The 22,556-nt window shown below is 70.7% G+C and carries 22 protein-coding genes; 15 read left to right on the forward strand and 7 right to left on the reverse strand.

Annotated elements, in window-relative coordinates; genetic code table 11:
• Window positions 1-32: 32 nt before the first annotated feature.
• The gene (locus QFZ76_RS12060) at window positions 33-1,658 is read left to right on the forward strand and encodes a serine/threonine-protein kinase (protein WP_307673712.1); all 1,626 of its coding nucleotides are present in this window, start codon (window positions 33-35) and stop codon (window positions 1,656-1,658) included.
• A gap of 117 nt (window positions 1,659-1,775) precedes the next feature.
• On the opposite strand, the gene QFZ76_RS12065 is transcribed toward QFZ76_RS12060, so the two are convergent.
• Window positions 1,776-2,582, reverse strand: coding sequence for an SGNH/GDSL hydrolase family protein (locus QFZ76_RS12065; protein WP_307673713.1), 807 nt, complete (start codon window positions 2,580-2,582; stop codon window positions 1,776-1,778).
• 294 nt (window positions 2,583-2,876) lie between these two features.
• On the opposite strand from QFZ76_RS12065, the gene QFZ76_RS12070 reads away from it, so the two are divergent.
• From QFZ76_RS12070 to QFZ76_RS12100, 7 genes are all read left to right on the forward strand, one after another.
• Window positions 2,877-4,085: a S8 family peptidase gene (locus QFZ76_RS12070; RefSeq protein WP_307673714.1), complete on the forward strand. Its 1,209-nt coding sequence runs from the start codon at window positions 2,877-2,879 to the stop codon at window positions 4,083-4,085.
• A 138-nt stretch (window positions 4,086-4,223) separates the two neighbouring features.
• Window positions 4,224-4,652, forward strand: a complete 429-nt coding sequence (locus tag QFZ76_RS12075; protein WP_307673715.1) for a hypothetical protein — start codon at window positions 4,224-4,226, stop codon at window positions 4,650-4,652.
• 1 nt (window position 4,653) lies between these two features.
• Window positions 4,654-5,751 carry a GNAT family N-acetyltransferase gene (locus QFZ76_RS12080; RefSeq protein WP_307673716.1) on the forward strand — a complete coding sequence of 366 codons (1,098 nt, stop codon included), beginning with the start codon at window positions 4,654-4,656 and terminating at the stop codon, window positions 5,749-5,751.
• Window positions 5,752-6,117: 366 nt separating this feature from the next.
• Window positions 6,118-6,939 carry a glycosyltransferase family 2 protein gene (locus QFZ76_RS12085; protein ID WP_307673717.1) on the forward strand — a complete coding sequence of 274 codons (822 nt, stop codon included), beginning with the start codon at window positions 6,118-6,120 and terminating at the stop codon, window positions 6,937-6,939.
• Window positions 6,936-7,961, forward strand: coding sequence for a glycosyltransferase family 2 protein (locus QFZ76_RS12090; protein ID WP_307673718.1), 1,026 nt, complete (start codon window positions 6,936-6,938; stop codon window positions 7,959-7,961). The genes QFZ76_RS12085 and QFZ76_RS12090 overlap by 4 nt, the downstream gene beginning before the upstream one ends.
• Window positions 7,954-8,754, forward strand: coding sequence for a polysaccharide deacetylase family protein (locus QFZ76_RS12095; RefSeq protein WP_307673719.1), 801 nt, complete (start codon window positions 7,954-7,956; stop codon window positions 8,752-8,754). Before QFZ76_RS12090 ends, QFZ76_RS12095 begins: the two co-directional genes overlap by 8 nt.
• Window positions 8,747-12,550 carry a lipopolysaccharide biosynthesis protein gene (locus QFZ76_RS12100; protein WP_307673720.1) on the forward strand — a complete coding sequence of 1,268 codons (3,804 nt, stop codon included), beginning with the start codon at window positions 8,747-8,749 and terminating at the stop codon, window positions 12,548-12,550. Before QFZ76_RS12095 ends, QFZ76_RS12100 begins: the two co-directional genes overlap by 8 nt.
• A gap of 39 nt (window positions 12,551-12,589) precedes the next feature.
• Here QFZ76_RS12100 and QFZ76_RS12105 read toward each other — a convergent pair whose 3' ends face one another.
• Window positions 12,590-14,002, reverse strand: coding sequence for a xylan 1,4-beta-xylosidase (locus tag QFZ76_RS12105; RefSeq protein WP_307673721.1), 1,413 nt, complete (start codon window positions 14,000-14,002; stop codon window positions 12,590-12,592).
• A gap of 101 nt (window positions 14,003-14,103) precedes the next feature.
• On the opposite strand from QFZ76_RS12105, the gene QFZ76_RS12110 reads away from it, so the two are divergent.
• Both QFZ76_RS12110 and QFZ76_RS12115 read left to right on the forward strand, forming a co-directional pair.
• Window positions 14,104-15,198, forward strand: coding sequence for a DUF5925 domain-containing protein (locus QFZ76_RS12110; RefSeq protein WP_307673722.1), 1,095 nt, complete (start codon window positions 14,104-14,106; stop codon window positions 15,196-15,198).
• Between the two features lie 15 nt (window positions 15,199-15,213).
• Window positions 15,214-15,984 (forward strand): DUF72 domain-containing protein, encoded by a 771-nt coding sequence (locus tag QFZ76_RS12115; protein WP_307673723.1) that lies wholly within the window; start codon window positions 15,214-15,216, stop codon window positions 15,982-15,984.
• Window positions 15,985-16,011: 27 nt separating this feature from the next.
• On the opposite strand, the gene QFZ76_RS12120 is transcribed toward QFZ76_RS12115, so the two are convergent.
• The gene (locus QFZ76_RS12120; RefSeq protein WP_307673724.1) at window positions 16,012-16,383 is read right to left on the reverse strand and encodes a GntR family transcriptional regulator; all 372 of its coding nucleotides are present in this window, start codon (window positions 16,381-16,383) and stop codon (window positions 16,012-16,014) included.
• A 71-nt stretch (window positions 16,384-16,454) separates the two neighbouring features.
• Here QFZ76_RS12120 and QFZ76_RS12125 point away from each other — a divergent pair, with 71 nt between their 5' ends.
• A complete protein-coding gene (locus QFZ76_RS12125; RefSeq protein ID WP_307673725.1) occupies window positions 16,455-17,381 on the forward strand; it encodes a GNAT family N-acetyltransferase in 927 nt (308 codons plus the stop codon).
• Window positions 17,362-17,865 carry a DUF402 domain-containing protein gene (locus QFZ76_RS12130; RefSeq protein ID WP_307673726.1) on the forward strand — a complete coding sequence of 168 codons (504 nt, stop codon included), beginning with the start codon at window positions 17,362-17,364 and terminating at the stop codon, window positions 17,863-17,865. Before QFZ76_RS12125 ends, QFZ76_RS12130 begins: the two co-directional genes overlap by 20 nt.
• 38 nt (window positions 17,866-17,903) lie before the next feature.
• Here the strand turns inward: QFZ76_RS12130 and QFZ76_RS12135 are convergent, their stop codons facing one another.
• A complete protein-coding gene (locus tag QFZ76_RS12135; protein WP_307673727.1) occupies window positions 17,904-18,518 on the reverse strand; it encodes a bifunctional 2-polyprenyl-6-hydroxyphenol methylase/3-demethylubiquinol 3-O-methyltransferase UbiG in 615 nt (204 codons plus the stop codon).
• Between the two features lie 139 nt (window positions 18,519-18,657).
• Here QFZ76_RS12135 and QFZ76_RS12140 point away from each other — a divergent pair, with 139 nt between their 5' ends.
• Window positions 18,658-18,792 (forward strand): hypothetical protein, encoded by a 135-nt coding sequence (locus QFZ76_RS12140; RefSeq protein ID WP_266442203.1) that lies wholly within the window; start codon window positions 18,658-18,660, stop codon window positions 18,790-18,792.
• A 75-nt stretch (window positions 18,793-18,867) separates the two neighbouring features.
• Here the strand turns inward: QFZ76_RS12140 and QFZ76_RS12145 are convergent, their stop codons facing one another.
• On the reverse strand, window positions 18,868-19,317 hold the full coding sequence (locus tag QFZ76_RS12145; RefSeq protein ID WP_307673728.1) for a GNAT family N-acetyltransferase: 450 nt from the start codon (window positions 19,315-19,317) through the stop codon (window positions 18,868-18,870).
• Between the two features lie 141 nt (window positions 19,318-19,458).
• Here QFZ76_RS12145 and QFZ76_RS12150 point away from each other — a divergent pair, with 141 nt between their 5' ends.
• On the forward strand, window positions 19,459-20,472 hold the full coding sequence (locus QFZ76_RS12150; RefSeq protein ID WP_307673729.1) for a lytic polysaccharide monooxygenase: 1,014 nt from the start codon (window positions 19,459-19,461) through the stop codon (window positions 20,470-20,472).
• 55 nt (window positions 20,473-20,527) lie between these two features.
• Here QFZ76_RS12150 and QFZ76_RS12155 read toward each other — a convergent pair whose 3' ends face one another.
• Both QFZ76_RS12155 and QFZ76_RS12160 read right to left on the reverse strand, forming a co-directional pair.
• Complete coding sequence (locus tag QFZ76_RS12155) at window positions 20,528-21,388, reverse strand: triacylglycerol lipase (protein ID WP_307673730.1); 861 nt, start codon at window positions 21,386-21,388, stop codon at window positions 20,528-20,530.
• 182 nt (window positions 21,389-21,570) lie between these two features.
• Window positions 21,571-22,017 carry a MarR family winged helix-turn-helix transcriptional regulator gene (locus tag QFZ76_RS12160; protein ID WP_307673731.1) on the reverse strand — a complete coding sequence of 149 codons (447 nt, stop codon included), beginning with the start codon at window positions 22,015-22,017 and terminating at the stop codon, window positions 21,571-21,573.
• 94 nt (window positions 22,018-22,111) lie between these two features.
• Between QFZ76_RS12160 and QFZ76_RS12165 the strand changes: the two genes are divergently transcribed.
• Window positions 22,112-22,486, forward strand: a complete 375-nt coding sequence (locus tag QFZ76_RS12165) for a cupin domain-containing protein (protein WP_307673732.1) — start codon at window positions 22,112-22,114, stop codon at window positions 22,484-22,486.
• Window positions 22,487-22,556 lie beyond the last annotated feature (70 nt).

A 22,556-nucleotide genomic window follows, 5' to 3' on the forward strand; every position in this document is an offset into this window, starting at 1 on the left:
AGAAATCTCGCGGATGCGAAGAGGGGGCGCACGTGTCCGAAGAACCGGGCAGTGAACGTCTGATCGCGGGCCGCTACCGTCTGCTGTCCCCGCTCGGCGAGGGCGGCATGGGAACGGTGTGGCGCGCCCGCGACGAGTTGCTCAACCGCGAGGTCGCCGTCAAGGAGGTGCGCGCGCCCTCCGGACTGCCCGGCGCGGACATCGAGCGGATGTACGCGCGACTGGAGCGGGAGGCATGGGCGGCGGCCCGGATCTCCAACCGCAACGTGGTGACGGTGTACGACGTGGCCACCCAGGACCACCGCCCCTGGATCGTCATGGAGCTGGTCCGGGGCATCTCGCTGGCCGAGCTCCTGGAGGCCGAGGGCCCGCTCACCCCGCAGCGCGCCGCGCACATCGGCGCGGAGGTGCTGGCCGCGCTGCGGGCCGCGCACGAGGCGGGGGTGCTGCACCGGGACGTGAAGCCGGCCAACGTCCTGCTGTCGAACGACGGACGCGTGGTGCTGACCGACTTCGGTATCGCGATGGTCGAGGGCAGCTCCGCGCTGACGATGACCGGCGAGGTCATCGGCTCGCCGGAGTTCCTGGCGCCGGAGCGGGCGCTGGGCCGCACGCCCGGCCCGGAGTCGGACCTGTGGTCGCTCGGCGTGCTGCTGTACGCGGCGGTCGAGGGCAACTCCCCCTTTCGGCAGAACACCCCGCTCAGCACGCTGCGCGCGATCGTCGACGAGGAGCTGCCGCCGGCGCACCGGGCCGGTCCGCTCGCCCCCGTGATCGAGGGGCTGTTGCGCAAGGACCCGGCCGAGCGGCTGCCCGCCGACCGGGCCGAGCAGGATCTGCGGGTGATCGGCGCGGGAGGCACCCTCCGCTCGGACGCCGTCCAGGCCTCGCCCTACACGCCGACGATCGCCGCCTACCAGCAGCCGCCCCAACCCCCGCCGGCGCACGCCCAGTCGTCAGCGACGGCGCCCGTCCCGCCGCCACCTCCGTGGACCCAATCGGGAGGCACGGCCACGGCCGAGGAGCCCCGTCGCAACCGCCGAGCCGCCGTCGTCCTGATCGCCGGGATCGTCGCCCTCGCACTGGCGGTCGCCGGACTGACGTACGCGCTGCTGAACCGCGATGACGACGGCAAGGAGGCCGGAGGCCCCAAGAGCGAGACGACAGGCCTGAGTTCGCCCTCGGTGAGCGACCCCGACCGCAGTGACACGGCGGAGCCGAGCCGCTCCCCGAGCCCGAGCCCCAGCAGCAGCGCCACGACCTCCGCTCCGCCCGCGTCGGTGAAGGTCACGCTGGCCGGCGCGCACACGGAGTACACCGGCACCTGCCCGCCCCCGCAGGACGAGGCGCCCGCCTTCACGGCGACGCTCACGGTGGGCAGCCTGCCGTCGGAGGTGACCTACCGCTGGGTGTCCAAGGACGGCCAGATCATGGACCAGGGGTGGAAGACCCTCTCGTTCCCGGCGGGCGGCGGTCTGACCAAGCAGGACACGGCGTTCGTGACGACGAACGACGAGAACGGCAGCCTGGAGAACGAGATCAGTGTCGAGGTCCGCTCTCCGGTGGAGACGACGTCCAACTCGGTGCCGTTCTCGGTGACCTGCGTGACGGAGACCCCGCCGGACGGGGCCTCCGCTTCCGCTTCGCCTTCCTCGTGACGGTCAGGGCCCGGCCGGCGGATCATGCCGCAGACGCGGGGGCGCAGTGACACTAGCCGCTCACCGGCGTTCATCAGGCGCCGCCGATTTCCCGCGCCCCGATCCGCCGGCCAGGCCCTAGGCCAGGCCGTTGAGGACCGGCAGGTAGCCGCCGGACTGGCCGGCCGCGGTGGGGTGGTACGACTCGCCGATGTTCAGCAGGTTGAGGCTGTGCAGCCAGGAGCTTCCGGAGCAGAGCTCGTGGCCGGTGAAGGTGGTGCGGACGTCGCCGAAGACGTAGCCGAAGTTCGCGGCGCGCTTGGCGATGGCGGTGTCGAGATAGTCGGCCGCGTCGTTGATCGCCTTCCGTTTGGTTTCGGAGAGGCCGAGGCAGGCGGTGCCGAGCTTGTAGAAGCGGGGGTAACCGAGCACGACCACACGGGCGTTGGGCGCCTTGGAGCGGATCGCCGAGTAGACGCCGTCGAGCTTGCCGGGCAGGGTCGAGTCGACGTACGCCTTCGCGGTGTTGATCCGGGACAGGCAGGCGCTGTCGGACTGGAGCACACAGGTCGTCATGACGTCGGCGAACCCTGCGTCGTTGCCGCCGACGCTGATCGAGACGAGGCCGGTGGTGACGCTGAGCGGGGTGAGCTGACTCGCCAGAACATCACCCGTTCGGGCGCCCGAGCAAGCGATGAAGTCGAACGACGAGGGTGAATGGGCGGCGGCCCAGAGGTAGGGATAGGCCTTCGTGCTGCGCTTGCAGTCGCCGCTCGCGGAGAGGTAGCCGCCCGCGCCGACCCCGGAGGAGTAGGAGTCGCCGAGGGCCACATAGCCGCCTGGGGCGGCTAGTTGGGATGCCTGCGCGGTCGTGGCCCCGGTGAGGGCGGTGACGGCGGCGAGGAGGAGCGAGCCGACGTATGCGGCAAATCGGGAACGTCTCATGGAACCTCCCTTAGCAGGATCTCTGCCACAACCGTCGTAGCAACTACGCGTGTTGACGGGAAGTGTTCATGCCAAGACTTTTCGGGCGCGCTGACAACCCGTCGATTACGCGTCCATGACAAACATGTGACAGGTCCTCAAGTCCCTTGATCTACGCCCGTAGACCACTGATTCTTTACACAGCCGTGGGGCGGAACGCGACGCTCCACAGCCGTGCGTGCGACGACGCGCGCACCCCCCACAGACGCGCGCCCCACCCAGGCACGCGTCGCCTATGAGGAGGACTCCCTCGTAATGGCACAACTGCGTAGCAACAAAATCCGGCTCGCCGCGATAACCAGCCTGGCGACCGCCGCCCTCGTGGGCGGACTGACCACCCTCCCCGCCCAGGCCGCCCCCGCCGAGGGCAAGGTCCTGGCCGCCGGATCCCCCACGGCGATCAAGGACAGCTACATCGTCACGCTCAAGAAGGACGCCGGCTTCAAGGCGTCCTCCAGCGAAGGCAAGAGCCTCATCAAGGAGTACGGCGGCTCGGTCAGGAAGACGTTCGGCGCCGCGCTGAACGGCTACACCGCCACCCTCTCCGCCACCGAGGCCAAGAGACTCGCCGCCGACCCGTCGGTGGCCGTGGTCGAGCAGAACCAGCGCGTCCAGCTCACCGACACCACCCAGTCCAGCGCGCCCTGGGGCCTGGACCGCAGCGACCAGACCTCGCTGCCCCTGTCCGGCACCTACACCTACCCGGACTCCGCGGGCACCGGTGTGACGGCGTACGTCATCGACACCGGCGTACGAATCACGCACTCCCAGATCAGCGGCCGTGCCTCGTACGGCTACGACGCGGTCGACGGCGACACCACCGCCTCCGACGGCAACGGCCACGGCACCCATGTGGCCACCACGATCGCGGGCTCGACCTACGGCATCGCCAAGAAGGCGAAGATCGTGGCGGTCCGCGTGCTCGACAACGCCGGCTCCGGCACCACCGCGGGCGTGATCGCGGGCATCAACTGGGTGACCGACAACCACTCGGGCCCCTCGGTCGCCAACATGTCGCTCGGCGGCGGCGCCTCCACCACGCTGGACAACGCGGTGGCGAACTCCATCGCCAGCGGCGTGACCTACGCGGTCGCGGCCGGCAACAGCAGCGCCAACGCCTCCTCGTACTCCCCGGCCCGCGTCGCCTCGGCGATCACGGTCGGCGCCACCACCAGCACCGACGCCAAGGCCAGCTACTCGAACTACGGCTCGGTTCTGGACATCTTCGCCCCCGGCTCCTCCATCACGGCCGGCTGGTACACCAGCGACACCGCGACGAACACCATCTCCGGTACGTCGATGGCGACCCCGCACGTCGCGGGCGCGGCCGCGGTCTACCTGGCGGGCCACACCTCGGCCACCCCGGCCCAGGTCGCCACGGCCCTCATCAACGGCTCGACCACCGGCAAGGTCACCAGCGCGGGCACCGGTTCCCCGAACCGCCTGCTGAAGATCGTGCCGTAAGCAACCAGGAACCAGTTCCCCGTGCCCGGTACCGGGCACGGGGAACTGCCGTTGTCCGGCTTCGCAGTCTTGACGGCCCCCGTGCGACTGCGCGACATTGAAGCCCGGCATCCGGCGCTTCGGGGGGCAAAGTCGCCAATGCAGACCATACGTGGCACAACATCTTCAACGGGGAACGGCGCCGAGGGGGCGCGACCAGGACCGGGGAGGGACCTGGCGCCGCTGCTCGCGGGCGCCGCGACGGCCGTCGGGGGGTTCGGCGCGGTCCTCGCACTCGCCGGCTCGGACTCCCCCCTGCGCGGCCCGCTCACGCTGTTCTACCTGCTCGCGGCACCCGCCGCGGCCATCGCCGCCGCACTGCGCGGCCTCGAACCCTTCGGCCGGACCATCGCCGCGCTCGCGGGCTCGGTCGTCGTCAACATGCTGGTGGCCCAGGGCATGCTGGCCCTGCACAGCTGGTCGGTGCGCGGCGGGATCGTGGCCGTGACCGCGATCAGCGGTGTGCTTCTCCTGCTGGTTCTGCTACGACGGCCACGTGGCCGTACGACTACAAGGCAGGGCATCTGACGTGGACATCAGCGTGTACCGCCCGGGCGAGCTGAGCGCGGCCGACCGGACGGCGTGGACGGCGATGCAGTCCAAGGCCCACCTGCTCGGCTCACCGGAGCTGGCGAACCCGTTCCTGTCCCCCGAGTTCGCGCTCGCGGTGGGCCGCTACCGGCGCGGGGTACGGATCGCGGTCGCGCGGGAGGCCGGCGAGCCCGCCGCGTTCTTCCCGTACCAGCGGACCGCCACCGGCGTCGGCCGGGCGATCGGTCTCGGCATCTCCGACGCCCAGGGCGTGGTGCACCGGCCCGGGTTCGCCTGGGACGCCCGGGAGCTGCTGCGGGCGTGCGGGCTCGCCCTGTGGGAGTTCGACCACCTGGTGGAGGGCCAGCCCGCGTTCGAGGCCGCGGCCACCGGCACCTTCCCGTCGCCGGTCATGGACGTGGACCGGGGCTACGAGGCCTATCTCGGCCAACTTCGCGCCCAGTCACCGAAGTTCACCCGCACCACGCTCGCCAAGGAGCGCAAGCTCGGCCGGGACGCGGGCGAGGTGACGTACGTGCACGACGAGCGCGACCCGGCCGCCCTGCGCACCCTAATGAACTGGAAGTCCGCGCAGTACCGCAGGACCGGGCGCAGCGACCGCTTCGCGCACGACTGGATCACCCGGCTCGTGGAGCACCTGTTCCACACGCGATCCGAGTCGTTCGCGGGGATCCTGTCCGTGCTGTACGCGGACGGCAAGCCGATCGCCGCGCACTTCGGGCTGCGCACCGAGCGGGTGCTCGCGTGCTGGTTCCCGGCGTACGACCCGGCGTACTCGAAGTACTCTCCCGGCCTGGTGCTGCATCTGCGGATGGCCGAGGCGGCCGCCGCCGACGGCATCGCCTATCTGGACCTGGGACGGGGCCAGAAGGAATACAAGGACTCCCTGAAGACACGTGAGCTGCAGGTGTCCGAGGGGTGGGTGACCCGGCGTCACCCGGTCGCGGTGGGACATCGTGTCCGCCGCGCTCCGGCCCGGGCACTGCGCAACGCGGTGGTGTCCCGTCCGGAGTTGTTCGAGCCGGCCGACAAACTGCTCAAGCGGGCGGGAAAGATCCGCTCGTCCCGTCGGTAACGGTCAAACCAACAAAAACGTGAGGGCTCGTTCCAGGTCTTGCCATACGGGTTCAATCGTCAATACCGTCGTACATCTCACCCGCATCGGTCCATCACTACGCGGCTCTAGGGGAGGGCTCAAGGACCGCGATGGCCCGGCGCGGGGCGCGGTAGGGGGGTGCCGTGCTCGGTGACCGTACTGGTGACCGAGTCGTGCCGCGCGGTCGACAGCCGTTTTCGGCGGCCGGCCAGCTTTGCCAGCTCACCCGGCAGGGGCGGAGCTCAATTCCGTGCTGCCGTGCGTGAGAAACCCCCCTTTCGAACCGGACACAGAAACCGGACCGCCCAGGGGCGGGCGGTCCACCGGACGAGAGGGACCAGACTCATGAGCTTCGATCTGCGCCCGGCCACCACAGGCCAGGACGCCTTACTGGCCGGCCAATACCGGCCGATCTCCTCTCACCTGGCCATCACACCGCCGGTGAGCGTGGTGATTCCCGCCATGAATGAGGCGGAGAATCTCCCCTACGTCTTCAAGACCCTTCCGAACTGGATCCATGAAGTGGTCCTGGTGGACGGCAATTCCACCGACAACACCGTCGACGTCGCCCGGGAGCTGTGGCCGGACGTCAAGGTCGTCGAGCAGCGCGGCAAGGGCAAGGGCGACGCCCTGATCACCGGGTTCAACGCCTGCACCGGCGACATCATCGTGATGGTCGACGCGGACGGCTCGGCCGACGGCAACGAGATCGTGTCGTACGTCTCCGCCCTCGTCTCGGGCGCGGACTTCGCCAAGGGGTCCCGCTTCGCCAACGGCGGCGGCACCGACGACATGACCTTCATCCGCAAGCTCGGCAACTGGGCGCTGTGCACCGCCGTGAACCGCAAGTTCGGCGCCCGCTACACGGATCTCTGCTACGGCTACAACGCGTTCTGGCGGCACTGCCTGGACAAGATCGACCTCGACTGCACCGGGTTCGAGGTCGAGACCCTGATGAACATCCGGGTGGTCAAGGCAGGGCTCAAGGTCCAGGAGATACCGAGCCACGAGTACCTCCGTATCCACGGCACCAGCAATCTGCGGGCCGTGCGGGACGGGATCAGGGTGCTCAAGGTGATCCTGCGGGAGCGCTCCAACCGGCGTGCCCTGCGCAGCCGGACGCACCACTCCCCCATGCTCGACTCGGTCCGGGGAGAGGTGTCTTGAGCGGTCCCGACATCTCCGTCGTGATCTGCGTCTACACCGAGGACCGCTGGGAGGACATCCTCGCGGCGGTCTCCTCGGTGCGGGCGCAGTCCCGGCCGGCCCTGGAGACCCTGCTGGTCGTCGACCACAACGCGGCTCTCCTGGACCGGCTCACGAAGGAGTACAAAGAGTACAAGGAGTGCAAGAAGTCCGAGAACGGCACAGTCGTGCGGGTGCTCGCCAACGCGGGCCCCCGCGGCCTGTCCGCCGGCCGCAACACCGGCATCGCCGCCTCGCGCGGCGAGGTCGTCGCCTTCCTGGACGACGACGCCGTCGCCGAGCGGGACTGGCTGCGGCATTTCGCCGAGGCGTACGCCGATCCGCGGGTGATGGCCGTCGGCGGCCGTACGGAGCCCATCTGGGCCTCGGGCCGCCGGCCGGCCTGGTTTCCCGAGGAGTTCGACTGGGTGGTGGGCTGCACGTACAAGGGGCTGCCGCCCGGCCTGGTGCGGGTGCGCAACGTGCTCGGCGGCAACGCGTCCTTCAGGCGCAGCGCCTTCGACGCGGCGGGCGGCTTCGCCACCGGCATCGGACGCGACGGCGACAAACGCCCGCTGGGCTGCGAGGAGACGGAGCTGTGCATCCGTCTCACCCGGGCCCGGCCGGACGCGGTCCTCCTGATCGACGACCGGGCGGTGATCCACCACCGGGTGCCCGAGGCGCGCGAGCACTTCGGGTACTTCCGTACGCGCGCGTACGCCGAGGGCCTGTCCAAGGCCCTGGTGGCGCGTAGTGTCGGCGCCGACAAAGGGCTGGAGTCGGAGCGCCGGTACGCCACCCGGGTCCTGCCGGCCGGGGTGGCGCGCGGGCTGCGGGACGCCCTGCTGGCCCGGCCGGGCGGCGCGGGCCGGGCGGGCGCGATCGTCGCCGGGGTGTTCACGGCGGCGGGCGGGTACGTGGTGGGCAGTGTCCGGGCCCGCCGGGGCGGGGCAACCTTCTCGGTGGCTCCGCTGTCGGACAGCGAGGGGGGAAGACATGACTGAGGCATCCGTGCCGATCCTCATGTACCACGCGATCGACACCGACCCGAGCGAGGCGACCCGCGAACTGTCGGTCACACCCGACGACTTCGCGGCCCAGCTGGCGCTGATCGGTGACCTGGGCCTGACCCCGGTCACCACCGCCGGTCTCGCCGCCCGCTGGCGCACCGGCCGCCCGCTGCCCGCACGGCCCGTCCTGATCACCTTCGACGACGGCTACGAGGGCGTGCACCGGCACGCCCTGCCCGTGCTCACCAAGCACGGCTTCGCGGCCACCCTGTTCGTCTCCACCGGCTGGATCCGCGGCCCGTACGACACCGGCGCCGGCCTCGACACCATGCTCGACTGGGACCAGGTCCGCGAACTGGCCGCGGCGGACGTCGAGATCGGCGGGCACAGCCACACCCACCCGCAGCTGGACCAGCTCGACGAGGACAGGCTTCGGCACGAGCTGATCCACTGCAAGGAGATCGTCACCGACGAACTCGGTACCGTCCCCGCCTCCTTCGCCTACCCCTACGGCTACTCCAGCCAACGGGTGCGGCAGGCGGTGCGCGAGACGGGCTACGGCCAGGCGCTCGCCGTCGGCAACGGCCTCGCGCGCCGCCGCCAGGGGCCGTACGCCCTGCGACGCGTCACCGTGCGCCGCAGCACGGGCATCGAGGAGTTCGAGCGGCTCGTCCAGGGCCGTGCGATCGCCCGGAACTTCGCCCGGGACCGTGCCCTCACCAAGGGGTACGCCCTGGTCCGCAGAGCACGCCAGGTCCGCCGGAAGGCCATCCGTTCCCGTGTCTGACACGACCACGACCACGAACGAGGACACCTCGCCCGCGACCGGGGCGCCGGAACGGCCGGGGCGCCGGCTCCGGCTTCCCGGCCTCGGCCGGTCGCCGGGGGGCAGCCAGCTGTTCCGCAACGCCTACGCCCTGATGCTCAACACCGGCATCTCCGCGGTGCTCGGCCTCGGGTTCTGGCTGGCCGCGGCCCGCTACTACTCGGAGGCGGCCGTCGGCCAGGGCTCCGCCGCGATCGCCGCGATGAAGCTGCTCGCCGGTCTGACCGCGGTGACCCTGACGGGGGCGCTGGCCCGCTTCATACCGGTCGCGGGCCGCGCCACCGGGCGGCTGATCTTCCGTACGTACACGGGCAGTTCGGTGGTCGTGGCGCTGGCGGCGGGCCTCTTCCTGCTGACCCTGGACATGTGGGGGCCGTCGTACCGCTTCCTGAACCCGCCGGTCAACGGGCTCGGTTTCGTGGTGGCCGTCGTGGCGTGGAACCTGCTCACGCTGCAGGACGGGGTGCTGACCGGGCTGCGCAGCGCGCTGTGGGTGCCGGTCGGCAACACCGTGTTCTCCGTGGTGAAGCTGGGGCTGCTGGTCGCGTTCGCGGTGGCCATCCCCACGACCGGCGTGTTCGTGTCATGGGTCGCGGCGATCGCCTTCTCGGTGCTGCCGCTGGGCTGGCTGGTGTTCCGGCGTCTGGTGCCCCGGCAGGTGAAGGCGACCGAGGAGCACGCGCATCCGCCGACCTGGAAGGAGATCGGGCGGTTCCTGGCCGGCGACTACACCGGCTCGCTGTTCTCGCTCGCCGTGGTCTACCTGATCCCGGTGATCATCGCCTCGCAGGTCAGCTCCGAGGACAACGCGTACTTCTACATCACCGCCACCATCGGCGGCACGGTCAACCTGCTCGCCATCAACATGGGCGCCTCCCTGACCGTCGAGGGCTCGCACGACCCGGGGCGGCTGGCCGCCAACACCCGGGCCGCGCTCAAGCGGATGGCCCGGATCATGCTGCCGGTGGCCGCGGTGCTGTTCTTCGGAGCGCCGTGGATCCTCGGCGTCTTCGGCGCGGGCTACGCGGACGCGGCCACCGGGCTGCTGCGGTGGTTCGCGGTCGGCGGGCTCCTGCGGGTCGTCATCGAGACGTACTTCGCGGTGCTGCGCGCGCAGAGCCGCACCTCCCCCCTCGCCTGGCTGCAGGGCCTGCTGTGCGTCCTGGTGCTCGGTCTGACGCTGCTGCTGCTTCCCCGCATGGGGCTCATCGGCGCGGGCGTGGCGGAGATCTCGGCCCTCACGTTGATCGTCGCGATCGCCGCACCCAAGCTGTACAAGATCGTCCGGGGTGCGTCGGGTGCCGCCTCCGACGGCGCGGCACCCGACCGGGACCTCGCCGACCTGGGCGCGCGCGAGGTCCCCGCCCCGGCGGCACACAAGCGCGGGCCCGCCTGGGCACTCGACCAGGACACGCTCGCCCTGGGCATCCACGTCGACTTCGACCACCTGGAGCGCCGGCCCGACGTACGCCCGGGCCCCGGCACCCCGCCCACGGGCACGCCCGCGGTGCACGAGGACCGTCGGCCCACCTGGGCGCGCAAGCGGGAGCTGGGGCTGCCGGTCGAGGCGCGCGAACCGGGCTCCGAGGCGTCCTTGGGGCCGGTCGAGGCGGAGGTGGACGCGCCGTTCGAGGAGCCGGAGAACCGCGAGGAACAGGAGAAGGTCGTACAGGAAGAGGCACCGGAGACCGAAGAGGTACGGGAGCCGGCAGAGGTACCGCCTCCGGCCTGGCATGCCCGTCTGCTGCCCACCCGTCTCGGTGTGGTCCTCGGCTGTCTGCTGACCGCCGCGCTCCTGTTGTACTGGGTGCCCGCGCTGCGGCTCGGCGAGGCCGACCTGGACGAGATGGGCGGGCTCGGGCTGATCTCCGTGCTGCCGACGGCCACGCTCATCGGCGCCGGGCTGCTGGTGGTGGTCTTCGCGTCGCTGCTGTGGCTGGGCCGCGAGCACCGGGCACTGCTGCTGGTCACGCTGCTGGCGACGCTGGTCTCGCTGCACGCGCTGCCCGCCGTGATCGAGACCGAGCCGCGCTTCGCGACCGCCTGGCAGCACCTCGGCTTCCTCGACTACATCGACCGGACCGGGACCGCGGTGCCGGACCTGGACGCCCGCTGGAGCTGGCCGGGCTTCTTCGCGGCCGCCGCGTTCGTGCTGAAGGCCTGCGGGGTCAGCGACTTCACCGAGGTCATCCGCTGGTGGCCGCTCGCGATCCAACTGCTGTATCTCGCGCCGATGTTCCTCCTTGTCCGCTCGATGCGGGCGAGCTGGCGGGCCAAGTGGACCGGCATCTGGATCTTCGTGCTCAGCGGCTGGGTCGGCCAGGACTACTTCTCCCCGCAGGGCTTCACCTATCTCCTCTACCTGGTCTTCGTGGCGGTGCTGCTCGTCTGGTTCCGGGCACCGGGCGTGATCTGGACGAAGCGGCGCCCCGGCGAGATCGAGGTCGAGCCGACGAACCGGCGGCAGCGGGCCGTGCTTCTCATGGTCGTGATCGGCTTGTTCGCGGCGAGCGTCCCGGCCCACCAGCTCACCCCGTTCGTGATGCTGGGCGTGCTGACGGTGCTCGTCCTGGTCGGGCGCAGCGAACTGCGCGGGCTGCCCGTCCTGTTCGGCGTCCTGGTGACCGTGTGGATCGGCTTCATGGCCGAGCCGTACTGGTCAGGACACTTCAACGAGATGTTCGGCGGGGTCGGCGGCGTCGGCGGCAATGTGTCGTCCTCGGTGTCCGGCCGGATCGAGGGCGGCAGCTCGACCCACAAGCTCGTGCTGTACGTGCGGGTGCTGCTCGCCGGTGGGCTGATGGCCTTCGCCTGTTACGGCTGGTGGCGGCGGCGCGAGCACAAGTACCGCGAGCGGTCGCTGCTGGTCCTCACCTTCGTGCCGTTCCTGGGCTTCGGCATGCAGTCGTACGGCGGCGAGATGGCCCTGCGGGTCTTCATGTTCGCCCTGCCCGGCGCGGCCCTGCTCGCGGGCCTCGCCCTCTTCCCGCGCACCGGCGTCACCGTCGAGGAGCGCGACAAGGACCGGGTGAGCCTCGCTCCGCTGGCCGCGCTGATGGCGGGCCTGGTGCTCATCGGCGGCTTCCTGGTGGCACGCTGGGGCAACGAGCCGTTCGAGCGGACCCGCAGCGGCGAGATCGCCGCCATGGAGTACGTGTACGCGCACGACGACCCGACGGCGCGTCTGCTGTGGCTGAGCAACGACACGGTGAACGTGGTGACGCCGTCGCTGCCGTGGGGTTCGAAGGACATGGAGAAGGTCGAGTACGTGCCCACGCTGGCGCCGACCGACCCGGTGCTGGTGTCCGGCCTGGTCAAGGCGCTCAAGGACGCGGGCCCGAACTCGTATCTGATGATCAACCGCAGTCAGGTCGTCTACCTCCAGCTGGACGTGGGCTACTCGGCCAGCTGGGAGCCGCGGCTGATCAAGAACCTGGACGCCCGGAAGGAACTGAAGAAGGTCTTCGTCAACGAGGACGTGACGATGTACGCGCTGGCCAAGCAGCCCGAGGGCAAGGTCCCGGCCGCGGACCCCGGTCCGATCGGGCCGCTGGTGACCTGGACGCCGTGGTCGGTCGTCGGGGCGCTCGCCGCGCTTGCGCTGATCGTGCTGCTCTCCGCCCGGGAGGTCGTCCGGGTCGCGGTGCGGCCGAGTGTGCGGCAACTGCGGTGGATGCAGAGCACCTTCTGGTTCTCGCTGCCGTTGCTGGCGGTGCTGCTGGCCGCGTTGGTGCAGCGGTTCCTGACGATGAAGTGACGCGGGTGACGGGGGTGGCGTAGGCGGCGGTCAAGTGGCTCAGCGCGTCAGCCACTTGACCTCGTACGCCTGGAGCTGGACCTGCCGGCCGTCGATCTTCGCGCTGGTCGGCCGGTCGAGGGTGTTGACGACCAGGATCACCTTGTCGGTCGCCAGGACCCGGACGTCGGGCGAGTCGACCGGCACCGTCCGGTAGGCGGTGTCCGGCGGGAACTCCCGGCCGAAGCGCGCGACCAGGTCGTACATGGGCAGCTTCTCGCCCCCGCTGCCGGCATGGGTCGGCGTCCACAGGCAGCCGGGGCAGTCGGTGCCCTTCTCCTTCTCCGGGTTCCAGTAGAAGCCGGAGGAGGCACCGCCCTTGACCATGGCGATCATCCCGGCGGCCTGGACGGCGACCCGGCGGGTCTCGGACCAGCCCTCGCGCTCGTCCTTGCCGTTGGCCGGCTCGACGTAGTACTCGGCCCACCACAGCGGCAGTTCGCCGCTGCGCGCCCGCACCCAGTCGCCCACCGCGGTGAACTTGTCGGTGGCCGCGAACTCGTCGGGCAGCAGCTCGTCGTCCTGGGTGTAGCTGGACCCGTCCACGACCACGAACTCGGCGCCCGCCTTGTGCTTGTTCCAGTAGTCGAAGGCGTCGAGGACCCGCTGGTCCATGGCGCCCCAAGGGCCCCTGAAGGTCGCCGAGGCGTCTTCCGACCGCGGGTCGAGACTGTCCATGACCAGGTAGGGCCCGCCGACCATGATGTCCTCGTCGACCTTCTTCAGGGCTTTGTGGACGAGGTTGTAGAGCTCGGTGTACCCCTCGTAGTCCCAGCGGGCCTTCGCGTCGTTCCAGAAGCCCTTGAACTCGTTCCAGACGATGAAGTGGCGGACGTCCGGATAGCGCTTGGCGACGGTCGCGGCCAGGTCGGCGAAGTCCTGGTAGTGCTCGGGCTCCGGGGCGGTCTCCAGGGCGGCCTGGCTCCAGTTCGTGTTGTTGACGCCGGCCTTGCCGCCCTTCATCCAGTCGGGGGCGCAGCACAGGGTGATCACGGGCGTGCCGCCGGACGCGCGCATGAAGTCGACGCGGAGGTCCATCGCCTCGAAGTCGTAACGCCCCTTCACCGGCTCGGGGTTGTCGGCGCCCCAGCCCATGAGGTGCTGGATCTGCGGCAGGCCCCCGGCCTCGGACAGCCGCCCCTCGACGCGCTCGACGGCGGCGGCACTGCCCTCGTCGGCGCTGAACTTGGTGTGGGTGAAGCCCCAGCCGACGTCCGGCTCGGTCGCGGCCGACGTGGCGGTGGGCGTGCCGTGCACCTTGTCGCCGTCGCGCGAGGTGCCCTCGGTGCCCGAGCCGCCCCCGGGAAGCGTGTTGAGGAGGGTCACCACCAGAGCCAGAGCGGCCACGCCCACACCGAGCAGCGCGGTGAGCCGCCACCGCCCCACCCCCGAATTCCACCCATGACGTCCCATCGAGGGCAACGGTAGCCGGGTTGATGGTCTTCGGGGCAGATGTCGTGGGTGCCCAGCGGAAATCCGGTGCGTGGGACGGCTCGGTGCCGGATCATGGCGGCATGTCTGCGAACCCACACGACGCTCTGCCGATCCGGCTCAACGTCGACGACAGCGACTCACCGTCCGACGTCGTCGACGCGCTGTTCCTCGGCCGCTTCGCGACGGGCGAGCAGCCGTACTCGCACGCGGCCAACATCGACCGCGTCCGCTCCGGGGCCACGCTGCTGCCGACGGGCTCGCGGGTGCTGCGCGTGGCCCGCGACGACGACCGCAGCGCGACCCTCGCCGAGGGCGACGGCTGGACGCTGCTGATCTCCCGCTGGAACCGCGGCGCCGACGTCACCGTGACGGCGACCAGCCCCGAACTGGCCGAGAAGGTCCTCGACCAGGCCACCGACGGCGCGGCGGACGAGCCCGAGCCACAGCCGGAGAACGTCACCATGGGCTTCTGGTACGTCTCCCCGAGGCGCGGCCCGCACCGCACCACCCGGCAGATCTCCGCGGGCACCTGGGACGAGGTGCGGGACAACTACACCGCGCCGGTCGCGGACGCGATGGACGGCCTGATGAAGACGACCCCTCAGGACATCGCGGGCCGTCTGCTGCTCCTGCACGGCCCGCCCGGCACCGGCAAGACGTCGGCGCTGCGGACGCTGGCCCGGTCCTGGCGGGACTGGTGCCAGGTGGACTGCGTCCTGGACCCGGAGCGCCTCTTCTCCGACGTCGGCTATCTGATGGACATCGCGATCGGCGAGGAGGACGGCACCGGGAAGGGCCGCTGGCGGCTGCTCCTCCTCGAGGACTGCGACGAGCTGATCCGCGGGGAGGCGAAGCACACGGCGGGCCAGGCCCTGTCCCGGCTGCTCAACCTGACCGACGGTCTGCTCGGCCAGGGCCGCAACGTCCTGGTCGGCGTCACGACCAACGAGGACCTGGAGCGCCTCCACCCGGCCGTGGTCCGCCCCGGCCGCTGTCTGGCCCGCATCGAGGTGGGGCGGCTGACCCACCGGGAGGCGGTGAACTGGCTGGGCACCGAGGAGGGCGTGGGGCGCGAGGGCGCGACGCTGGCGGAACTGTACGCGCTGCGCCGGGGCACCTCGCCGACGTCGGTGCCGGGGACGCGGACAGGGGCGGACGCGGGGCTGTACCTGTAGTGCTTTGATGGAGGTATGACCCTGTTCGTCGGCACGTCGGGGTGGCAGTACAAGGACTGGCGGGGTGTTCTCTACCCCGCCGGGTGCCCCACCCGGCTGTGGCTGGAGGAGTACGCCACGCGCTTCTCGACGGTGGAGAGCAACAACGCCTTCTACCGGCTGCCGTCCCGGGAGACCTTCGAGGCCTGGCGGGAGCGCACCCCGCCGGACTTCGTCGTCGCCGTCAAGGCCAGCCGCTTCCTCACCCACATCAAGCGGCTGCGGGACCCCGAGGAGCCGGTGGACCGTCTGATGAGCCACGCGGCGGGCCTGGGCGACCGTCTGGGCCCGGTCCTGCTCCAGCTGCCGCCGACCCTGCGGGCGGACGCGGGGCTGCTGGACGCCTGCCTGTCCTGCTTCCCGGCCGGCACGAGGGTCGCGGTCGAGCCGCGCCACGACTCGTGGTGGACGGACGAGGTGCGCGAGGTGCTGGAAGCCCGAGGGGCGGCTCTGTGCTGGGCCGACGTGCGGTCCCGCCCGGCGACCCCGCTGTGGCGCACCACCGACTGGGGCTACGTCCGCTTCCACGTCGGACGCGCCCGCGCCTGGCCGCACTACGGCCGGCAGTCCCTGAAGACCTGGGCCGAGCGGATCGCCCAGGCGTGGTCCGCGCGGCAGGACGTGTACGCCTACTTCAACAACGACCCGACGGGGGCTGCGGTGGAGGACGCGATGACCTTCGCGAGGGCGGCGCGGGCGGAGGGTCTGGACGTCACTCGGGTGCCGGAGAGACTGGAACGGGCTTGACGTTCCCGCCCTCCCGCCGAGCCCCGCTCACCCCTCCCCGTAAGCAGCCCGCAGGGCATCCCGTACCGCCGCCAGCGCATCCGCCTCCGTGAGTCCCAGCCGCCTGGCCCGCTCCACGTAGGACTGGGCGGCCGACGCCAGCTCGCGTTCCGCCGCCGAGCCCGCGGCGGCGACGTACGTTCCGTTCCGGCCCCGCGTCTCGATCACCCCGTCCGACTCCAGTGCCCGGTACGCCTTGGCGACCGTGTTCGCGGCGAGCCCGAGGGACTCGGCCAGCCCGCGCACCGTGGGCAGCCGGTACCCGACCGGCAGCACCCCCGACCGCGCCTGCTCGGAGATCTGCGCCCGCACCTGCTCGTACGGCGGGGCGCTCTCATCGATGTGGATCTTCAAGGTCACGGGGTGATTGTCCCGCACCCGCCAGAAAATGAGAGGCACCGCGGTGCATCTCCCTCGTAGCGTGCGCGTACATGACTGTGACCGTCCGCGACCTCGTCCCCGAGATCCGAGCCGACGTCGAGGGTTTCGCCCGCGTCCGCCATCTCGCGCTTCCCTTCTTCCTCGTCACCCCGGACTCTCTCGCCTACGACCTCGCACACGCCCGCCCCGAGGCCCACTACCGGCCCCTGGTCGCGGAGGAGGACGGCGAGGTGATCGGCACGGCCCAGGTGGGGCTCGTCCACGACAGTCCGGAGCCCGGCCTGGGCTACGTCAACGTGTACGTGCACCCCGGGCGGACACGCCGCGGCGCCGGCTCGCTGCTGGTCCACGCCGCCGAGCGGCACCTGGCCGACCGGGGCGCGACGAAGCTCTTCGCCTGGGTGCTGGACGAACCGGGCAACCTCGCCTTCGCCGAGCGGCACGGCTACCGCGGCAGCCGCTCCGCGCACTTCCTCCGCCTGGACCTGACGGGCGACCTGCCGCCGCTCCGGCCGCTTCCGCCGGGCGTCGAACTGCGCACCGGAGCCGACTTCGCGGCCGACCCGCGCCCGCTGTTCGAGCTGGACTCGGAGACGATGTCGGACGAACCGAGCGACATCGCCTACGAGTTCACCGACTACGAGGCCTGGCTGGCGGAGACCTGGTACCACCCTCTCTTCAGCCCCGAGCTGACCTCGGTCGCCGTGGCCGACGGCCGCCCCGCCGCCTTCAGCATGGCCCGCACGGACGGCGGCACCCGCTACGGCACCGTCATGACCGGCACCGCCCGCGCCTTCCGCGGCCGGGGCCTGGCCAAGCTCGCCAAGAACGACTCGCTGCACCGCGCCCGTGCCGCCGGATTCACGGAGGCGTTCACGGGCAACGACACCGGCAACGGCCCGATGATCGCGATCAACAAGTGGTTCGGGTACGAGATCTGCGCTACAGAGGTGCGGTATGTCCGCGAACTCGGCTGACCCCTCGGTCCTCCTGGACGTCGTCCTCGTCAAGGCGGGCCGTACGAAGATCCGTTACGAGGCCGAACTCCTCGGCGACGACGGCACACGGCTCTCCGTCCGCGCCCCCTGGGCCGGTGAGGGCGTCCGCGACTTCGGCTTCGTCCGCTTCGAGCCCGGCGACGTGTTCACCGAGTACTACTGGCGCGACCGCTGGTACTCGGTGAAGGAGGTCCGCGACGCGTCCGGCGCCCTGAAGGGTTGGTACTGCGACATCACCCGCCCCGCGACGCTCGTCGGAACCGAGCTGATCGTCGAGGATCTCGACCTGGACCTGTGGCGCTCCGCCGGCGGCGATGACGTACGGCGGCTGGACGAGGACGAGTTCGAGGAGAGCGGACTCTCGGAGAGGGACCCGGAGGCCGCGGCGGCCGCCGTCGCCGCCCTCGACGAGCTGGAGGCGTTCGCCACCGTCGAGGGCGGCCTGGAGTCGCTGCTGGTGTGAGCGGCTGGGGCCGCTGCTGGTGTGAGCGGCCCGGCACCTCATACCGTCGCCACCACCGCATACCGCTCGTCCGCCACGTCTCTCCCCCACAGCAGCGCCTCGCCCGACAACCGGTCCACGCGCACCTGTCCGGCGAGCGGCGCGAGGAGTGCGGTGAGCCGGTCGGCGGGCAGCCCCACCGGACTCACCGTGCCCCACACGCCCTCGATCAGCACCAACCGCCCGCCCGGACGCAGCAGCTCCCGCCAGTGCCGCAGGGCTCGGCCGGGATCGGGCAGCGCCCACAGCACATGCCGTACGAGCACGACGTCGAAGCGCTGCTCCCCCACCGGTGGTGCCACCGCGTCACCGACCAGGAACACGGCGTCACGCCCGGCCAGCTTCGCGCGCGCGAGGTCGACCATGGCCGGGGAACTGTCCACGCCGGTGACGCGGTGTCCCTGTTCGGCGGCGAGGAGCGACAGGCTGCCGGTGCCGCAGCCGAGGTCGAGGAAGTCGGAAGGACGCTCGGGCAGCCAGTCGCGCAGCCGTCCGGCCCAGGCCTGGCGCACCTTCGGGTCGCGCAGGCCGTGGTCCGGCTCGTCGTCGAAGACGGCGGCCTGTGCGTCCCAGTCGACATCCGCCGAGGTCGTGCCGTCACTCTCGTTCGTCATGTGCCCAAGAGTGACACCCGCCACTGACAGTCGAATCGTGACAGCGGCCACTGACAGAACGCCAACCGATGAGGAACTCTCCCTGAACGGGTCTACCTCCGTGAGAACGCGGAACTCGTAGGCCGTGAAGGAGGCAGCCATGCGCCGTGTGACCGTGCAGAAGCCCCTGAAGAAGACGGACTCCCGCCAGGTCCGCGAGGAGGCCGACGAGCGCCCCTCGGGACGCCCGGAGGTCCGAAAGGACATCGCACGCACGTGGTGGCCGGACGGGTGAGGAGCCCAAGCTCCCTCAGCCCGAGTTGACTCAGCCCGAGTTCGCTCAGCCCGAGTTCGCTCAGCCCGAGTTCGCTCAGCCCAGCCGCTTGCGATAGTGAATACGGTCGTACGGCCCGTCGACGCGCCGCTCCACGACCTCGTACCCGTACTTCGGGTAGATCTTCTGGTTCTCCCACATCATCGCGTTCGTGTAGAGCCTGACCTCGGGGAGACGCAGCGCACGCGCGTGTGCCTCCACGAAACGCAGCAGCCGTCTGCCCACGCCCTTTCCGTGCGCGTCGGGGTGGACGGCGATGCTGTCCAGGTACAGGTGGTCCTCGTACGCCTCGACCACCACGAGCCCGCTCACGGGCTCCCCCGTCACGAACACCTTCCCCTCGGCCACGTTCGCCGCGTGGTCCGCCTCCATGGGCTGCGGCACCACCCCGATGCGCTCGATGTAGGGGTGATAGGCGGCGTCGGTGACGGCTTTCACGGCGGGTACGTCGGCCGGCGTGGCGGGCCGGATCTCCTGGTTCGTCATGACGCGCACGCTACCTACCTGATCTGAGTCTCAGCACTCCCTTAAGGCGGCCATAAAGATCGCCGCCGACCGCCCTCAGCAGGCGTTTTCACGGTTTCTTTGATCCGGCACGCATCAGTTCCGGTTTCGAGGAGATCCCCCATGCCCGCACGCCGCAAGGCCGCCGCAGTCGCCGCTCTCGGTCTGACCCCGCTCGCCCTGACCGCGCTCTCGGCCGCCCCCGCGTCCGCGCACGGTTCGATGGGCGACCCGGTCAGCCGGGTCTCTCAGTGTTACGCGGAGGGTCCCGAGAGCCCGGCGTCGGACGCGTGCAGGGCGGCGGTCGCGGCCGGCGGCACGCAGGCGCTCTACGACTGGAACGGCATCCGCATCGGCAACGCGGACGGACAGCACCAGGCGCTGATCCCGGACGGCAAGCTGTGCAGCGCGAACAACGACGCGTTCAAGGGGCTCGACCTGGCCCGCGCCGACTGGCCGGCGACGAGCGTGAGCAGCGGGTCGTACACCTTCAAGTACCGCGTGACCGCCCCGCACAAGGGCACCTTCAAGGTGTACATCACCAAGCCCGGTTACGACCCTTCGCAGCCGCTCGCCTGGGACGACCTGGATCTGTCCGACCCGGTGGCGACGGTCACCGACCCGGCCGCGTCCGGCGGTTTCTACACCTTCTCCGGCACCCTTCCCGAGCGCTCCGGCAAGCAGCTGCTGTACGCGGTCTGGCAGCGCTCGGACAGCCCGGAGGCGTTCTACTCCTGCTCGGACGTGACGTTCGGCGGCGGCAGCAGCGGTGACGGGGGTACGACGAGCGGCCCGTCCCCCGTCCCGACCGCCTCCGCCCCCTCCGAGGAGCAGATCGAGGACGGCGGCGACCAGTCGACGGTCGAGCACGACGGCCACGGTGACCAGGACGCCGGTACGTCGGCGGAGCCGGAAGCGAAGCCGGAGGCGAAAGCAGAGCCGGTCGCGCAGACCGAGAGCTCCGTGCCCGACGAGCCGAAGGCGGCCGGCAGTACCGAGAACCTCGCCGAGACCGGCGGCGACAGCAGCACGCCGTACCTCGCCATGGGCGGAGCGGCGACGCTGGCGCTCGGTTCGGCGGTCCTGTTCGCTTCGGTCCGCCGGCGGGCGGTGAGCGGCGGCCGGCACGGTCGCTGATCCGAGGGTTCCGGGGCCTGACCGGCGGCTCAGGCCGGACAGGCCCCGGCGGCACTCAGCCGACCGCCGACGCGCAGGTGGTCGGGATGGCATGCGCCGGGTCGAGGGCGTTGGCCACCTCGTGGAAGGCGATCCGGTCGAGCAGTCCGATCAGGGCGTGCTCGGACAGGTCGACGGGGCACAGGTCCTGGAGCAGGACGTTGCGTACGCCGGGTCCGCTGAGGAACTGGGTCCGGTACGGCGTGACCACCTCGTCGTACTTGGTGGCGAGCACCGTGTACCGGACGCCGGGCACGGTGTCGCCGCCCTCGTTGAGCTTGGTGAGGAAGGCGGAGCCGGCGACCTGGTCGGCGAGGGCGGGGGTGTTGGCGGTGAGCAGGTCCTCGATGCCGGGGAAGTACGGCAGGAGGTGGGTGAACCCGGCGAGCGTGGTGCCGTGGTTGCTGGGCGCGATGCCGACGAGGGCGTTCACCTTGGCGGCTCCGCCGAGGAACTTCAGGTAGTAGCGGGGCATCATGCCGCCCTGCGAGTGGCCGACGAGGTCGGTCTTCGCGGCGCCGGTCGCGGCGAGCACCTTGTCGACGTAGGTTTTCAGCTGCTCGGCCGACTTGTCGACCGGGCCGAGGCCGTGGACGAGCGGGACGCCGGAGAGCTGTCCGTAGTCGAGCGAGAAGACGCAGTAACCGCGGTTCTTCAGGTAGGGCGCGAGGCCCAGCCAGTTGTCGACGGAGTTGGCGAAGGTTCCGTGGACGAGGACGACGGGGCGGGGATGGGCGGCGGACGGCTTGCAGGAGTAGTCGTTCCAGCCCCTGCTGGGGGCGTCGGCCGCCTGGGCGGTGGCGGCGGGGAGGATGGCGACCGCGGCGGTCAGCAGCAGCGCGGTCAGGGGTCTGAGCACTCGTTTCCAGGGCAGCATCGGGTGATCTCCTTGCGGCTCAAGGGAGTTGCGACGGCTCTACGCCCTGTGACCCGGATCACGAGGATGCTGTTCACTGTCAAGTTACGGACGAGTAGTGCGCTTGTGAAGTTACGCGTCAGTAAAAACTTCCAGTGGTAACCATGGACGGCTGGAACCAGCGATAAAGCTCTGACGAACCATCACCAGGCAGGCCTGATAGGGCCATAGGGCGCAATGCGCCCCAACTGTTCGCTCAACGCGCGCACTTCACCCTCACCGAGCAACGCCGCCCACGTCCCCACGACCTCCGCGGCCGCCTCCTCCGCCGCACGAGTGCAGGCCCACCCCTGCCCGGTCAGCACGACCAGCCGGGCCCTGGCGTCGCCGGGATGGGGCCGACGCTCGGCGTACCCCTTGCGCACGATCTCCTCGACCAGCTGGCTCGCGGCCTGCTTGGTCACCCCGAGGTGAGCCGCGAGCTCGGTGACCGTGGCCCCGTCCGGAGCGAGCCGGACGAACGCGAAGCCGTGCGCGGGCCTGATCCCCTCGAAGCCACGGGCGACGACACCCTCGTGGATGCGCTGCGTGAGTTCACCGGCGACGGCGAGCAGGGCGGCGGACAGGGCCATGGCTTCGGAGTTCTCCACGGAGGCATTGAAACACCCTTGACGAATTGGTCAAGGAGCTTGACCATGAGGGTTATTAGTCAAGCTCCTTGACCATCTGACATCGGAGAGTCCCTTGCCCGTCATACGCCCGTCCGAAGCCGTCACTCACGAGATCCACGGCGCCCGCTTCGTCTCGTACGCCACTCCCCGCACCGGCAGCAGGGAGCTCTGCGCCTGGCGAGGGGAGATCCCGGCGGGGACCAAGGCGCCCGCACACACCGTCAACCGGGAGGAGATCTTCCATCTGCTCGGCGGCGAACTGCTGATGACCCTCGACGGCCACACCCACCACGTCACCGCGGGCGACACGGTGATCATCAACGCCGGGTCGACCCTCGCCGTCGAGAACCCGACGACCGAGATCGCCACCTCCTGGGTCACCACGTCCATCGGCCTGGAGGCAGAACTCGCCGACGGCACGCGGATCACGCCTCCGTGGGCCAACTGACTCCTCGGGCCCGTCCGGCGGATCAGGCCGCAGACGCGGGGTCAGGCACGCCCAGCTGCCGCGTTTCCGT

Source organism: Streptomyces sp. V4I2 (assembly GCF_030817655.1).
Lineage (GTDB): Bacteria > Actinomycetota > Actinomycetes > Streptomycetales > Streptomycetaceae > Streptomyces > Streptomyces plumbiresistens.

Bases quoted from the DNA above. Each gene is read 5' to 3' on its own strand.
- QFZ76_RS12070 (WP_307673714.1), top strand. From the start codon at position 2,877: ATGGCACAACTGCGTAGCAACAAAATCCGGCTCGCCGCGATAACCAGC.
- QFZ76_RS12140 (WP_266442203.1), top strand. From the start codon at position 18,658: ATGCGCCGTGTGACCGTGCAGAAGCCCCTGAAGAAGACGGACTCCCGC.
- QFZ76_RS12135 (WP_307673727.1), bottom strand. From the start codon at position 18,518: ATGACGAACGAGAGTGACGGCACGACCTCGGCGGATGTCGACTGGGAC.
- QFZ76_RS12150 (WP_307673729.1), top strand. From the start codon at position 19,459: ATGCCCGCACGCCGCAAGGCCGCCGCAGTCGCCGCTCTCGGTCTGACC.
- QFZ76_RS12145 (WP_307673728.1), bottom strand. From the start codon at position 19,317: ATGACGAACCAGGAGATCCGGCCCGCCACGCCGGCCGACGTACCCGCC.
- QFZ76_RS12125 (WP_307673725.1), top strand. From the start codon at position 16,455: ATGACTGTGACCGTCCGCGACCTCGTCCCCGAGATCCGAGCCGACGTC.
- QFZ76_RS12110 (WP_307673722.1), top strand. From the start codon at position 14,104: ATGTCTGCGAACCCACACGACGCTCTGCCGATCCGGCTCAACGTCGAC.
- QFZ76_RS12130 (WP_307673726.1), top strand. From the start codon at position 17,362: ATGTCCGCGAACTCGGCTGACCCCTCGGTCCTCCTGGACGTCGTCCTC.
- QFZ76_RS12115 (WP_307673723.1), top strand. From the start codon at position 15,214: ATGACCCTGTTCGTCGGCACGTCGGGGTGGCAGTACAAGGACTGGCGG.
- QFZ76_RS12105 (WP_307673721.1), bottom strand. From the start codon at position 14,002: ATGGGACGTCATGGGTGGAATTCGGGGGTGGGGCGGTGGCGGCTCACC.
- QFZ76_RS12095 (WP_307673719.1), top strand. From the start codon at position 7,954: ATGACTGAGGCATCCGTGCCGATCCTCATGTACCACGCGATCGACACC.
- QFZ76_RS12085 (WP_307673717.1), top strand. From the start codon at position 6,118: ATGAGCTTCGATCTGCGCCCGGCCACCACAGGCCAGGACGCCTTACTG.
- QFZ76_RS12075 (WP_307673715.1), top strand. From the start codon at position 4,224: ATGCAGACCATACGTGGCACAACATCTTCAACGGGGAACGGCGCCGAG.
- QFZ76_RS12065 (WP_307673713.1), bottom strand. From the start codon at position 2,582: ATGAGACGTTCCCGATTTGCCGCATACGTCGGCTCGCTCCTCCTCGCC.
- QFZ76_RS12155 (WP_307673730.1), bottom strand. From the start codon at position 21,388: ATGCTGCCCTGGAAACGAGTGCTCAGACCCCTGACCGCGCTGCTGCTG.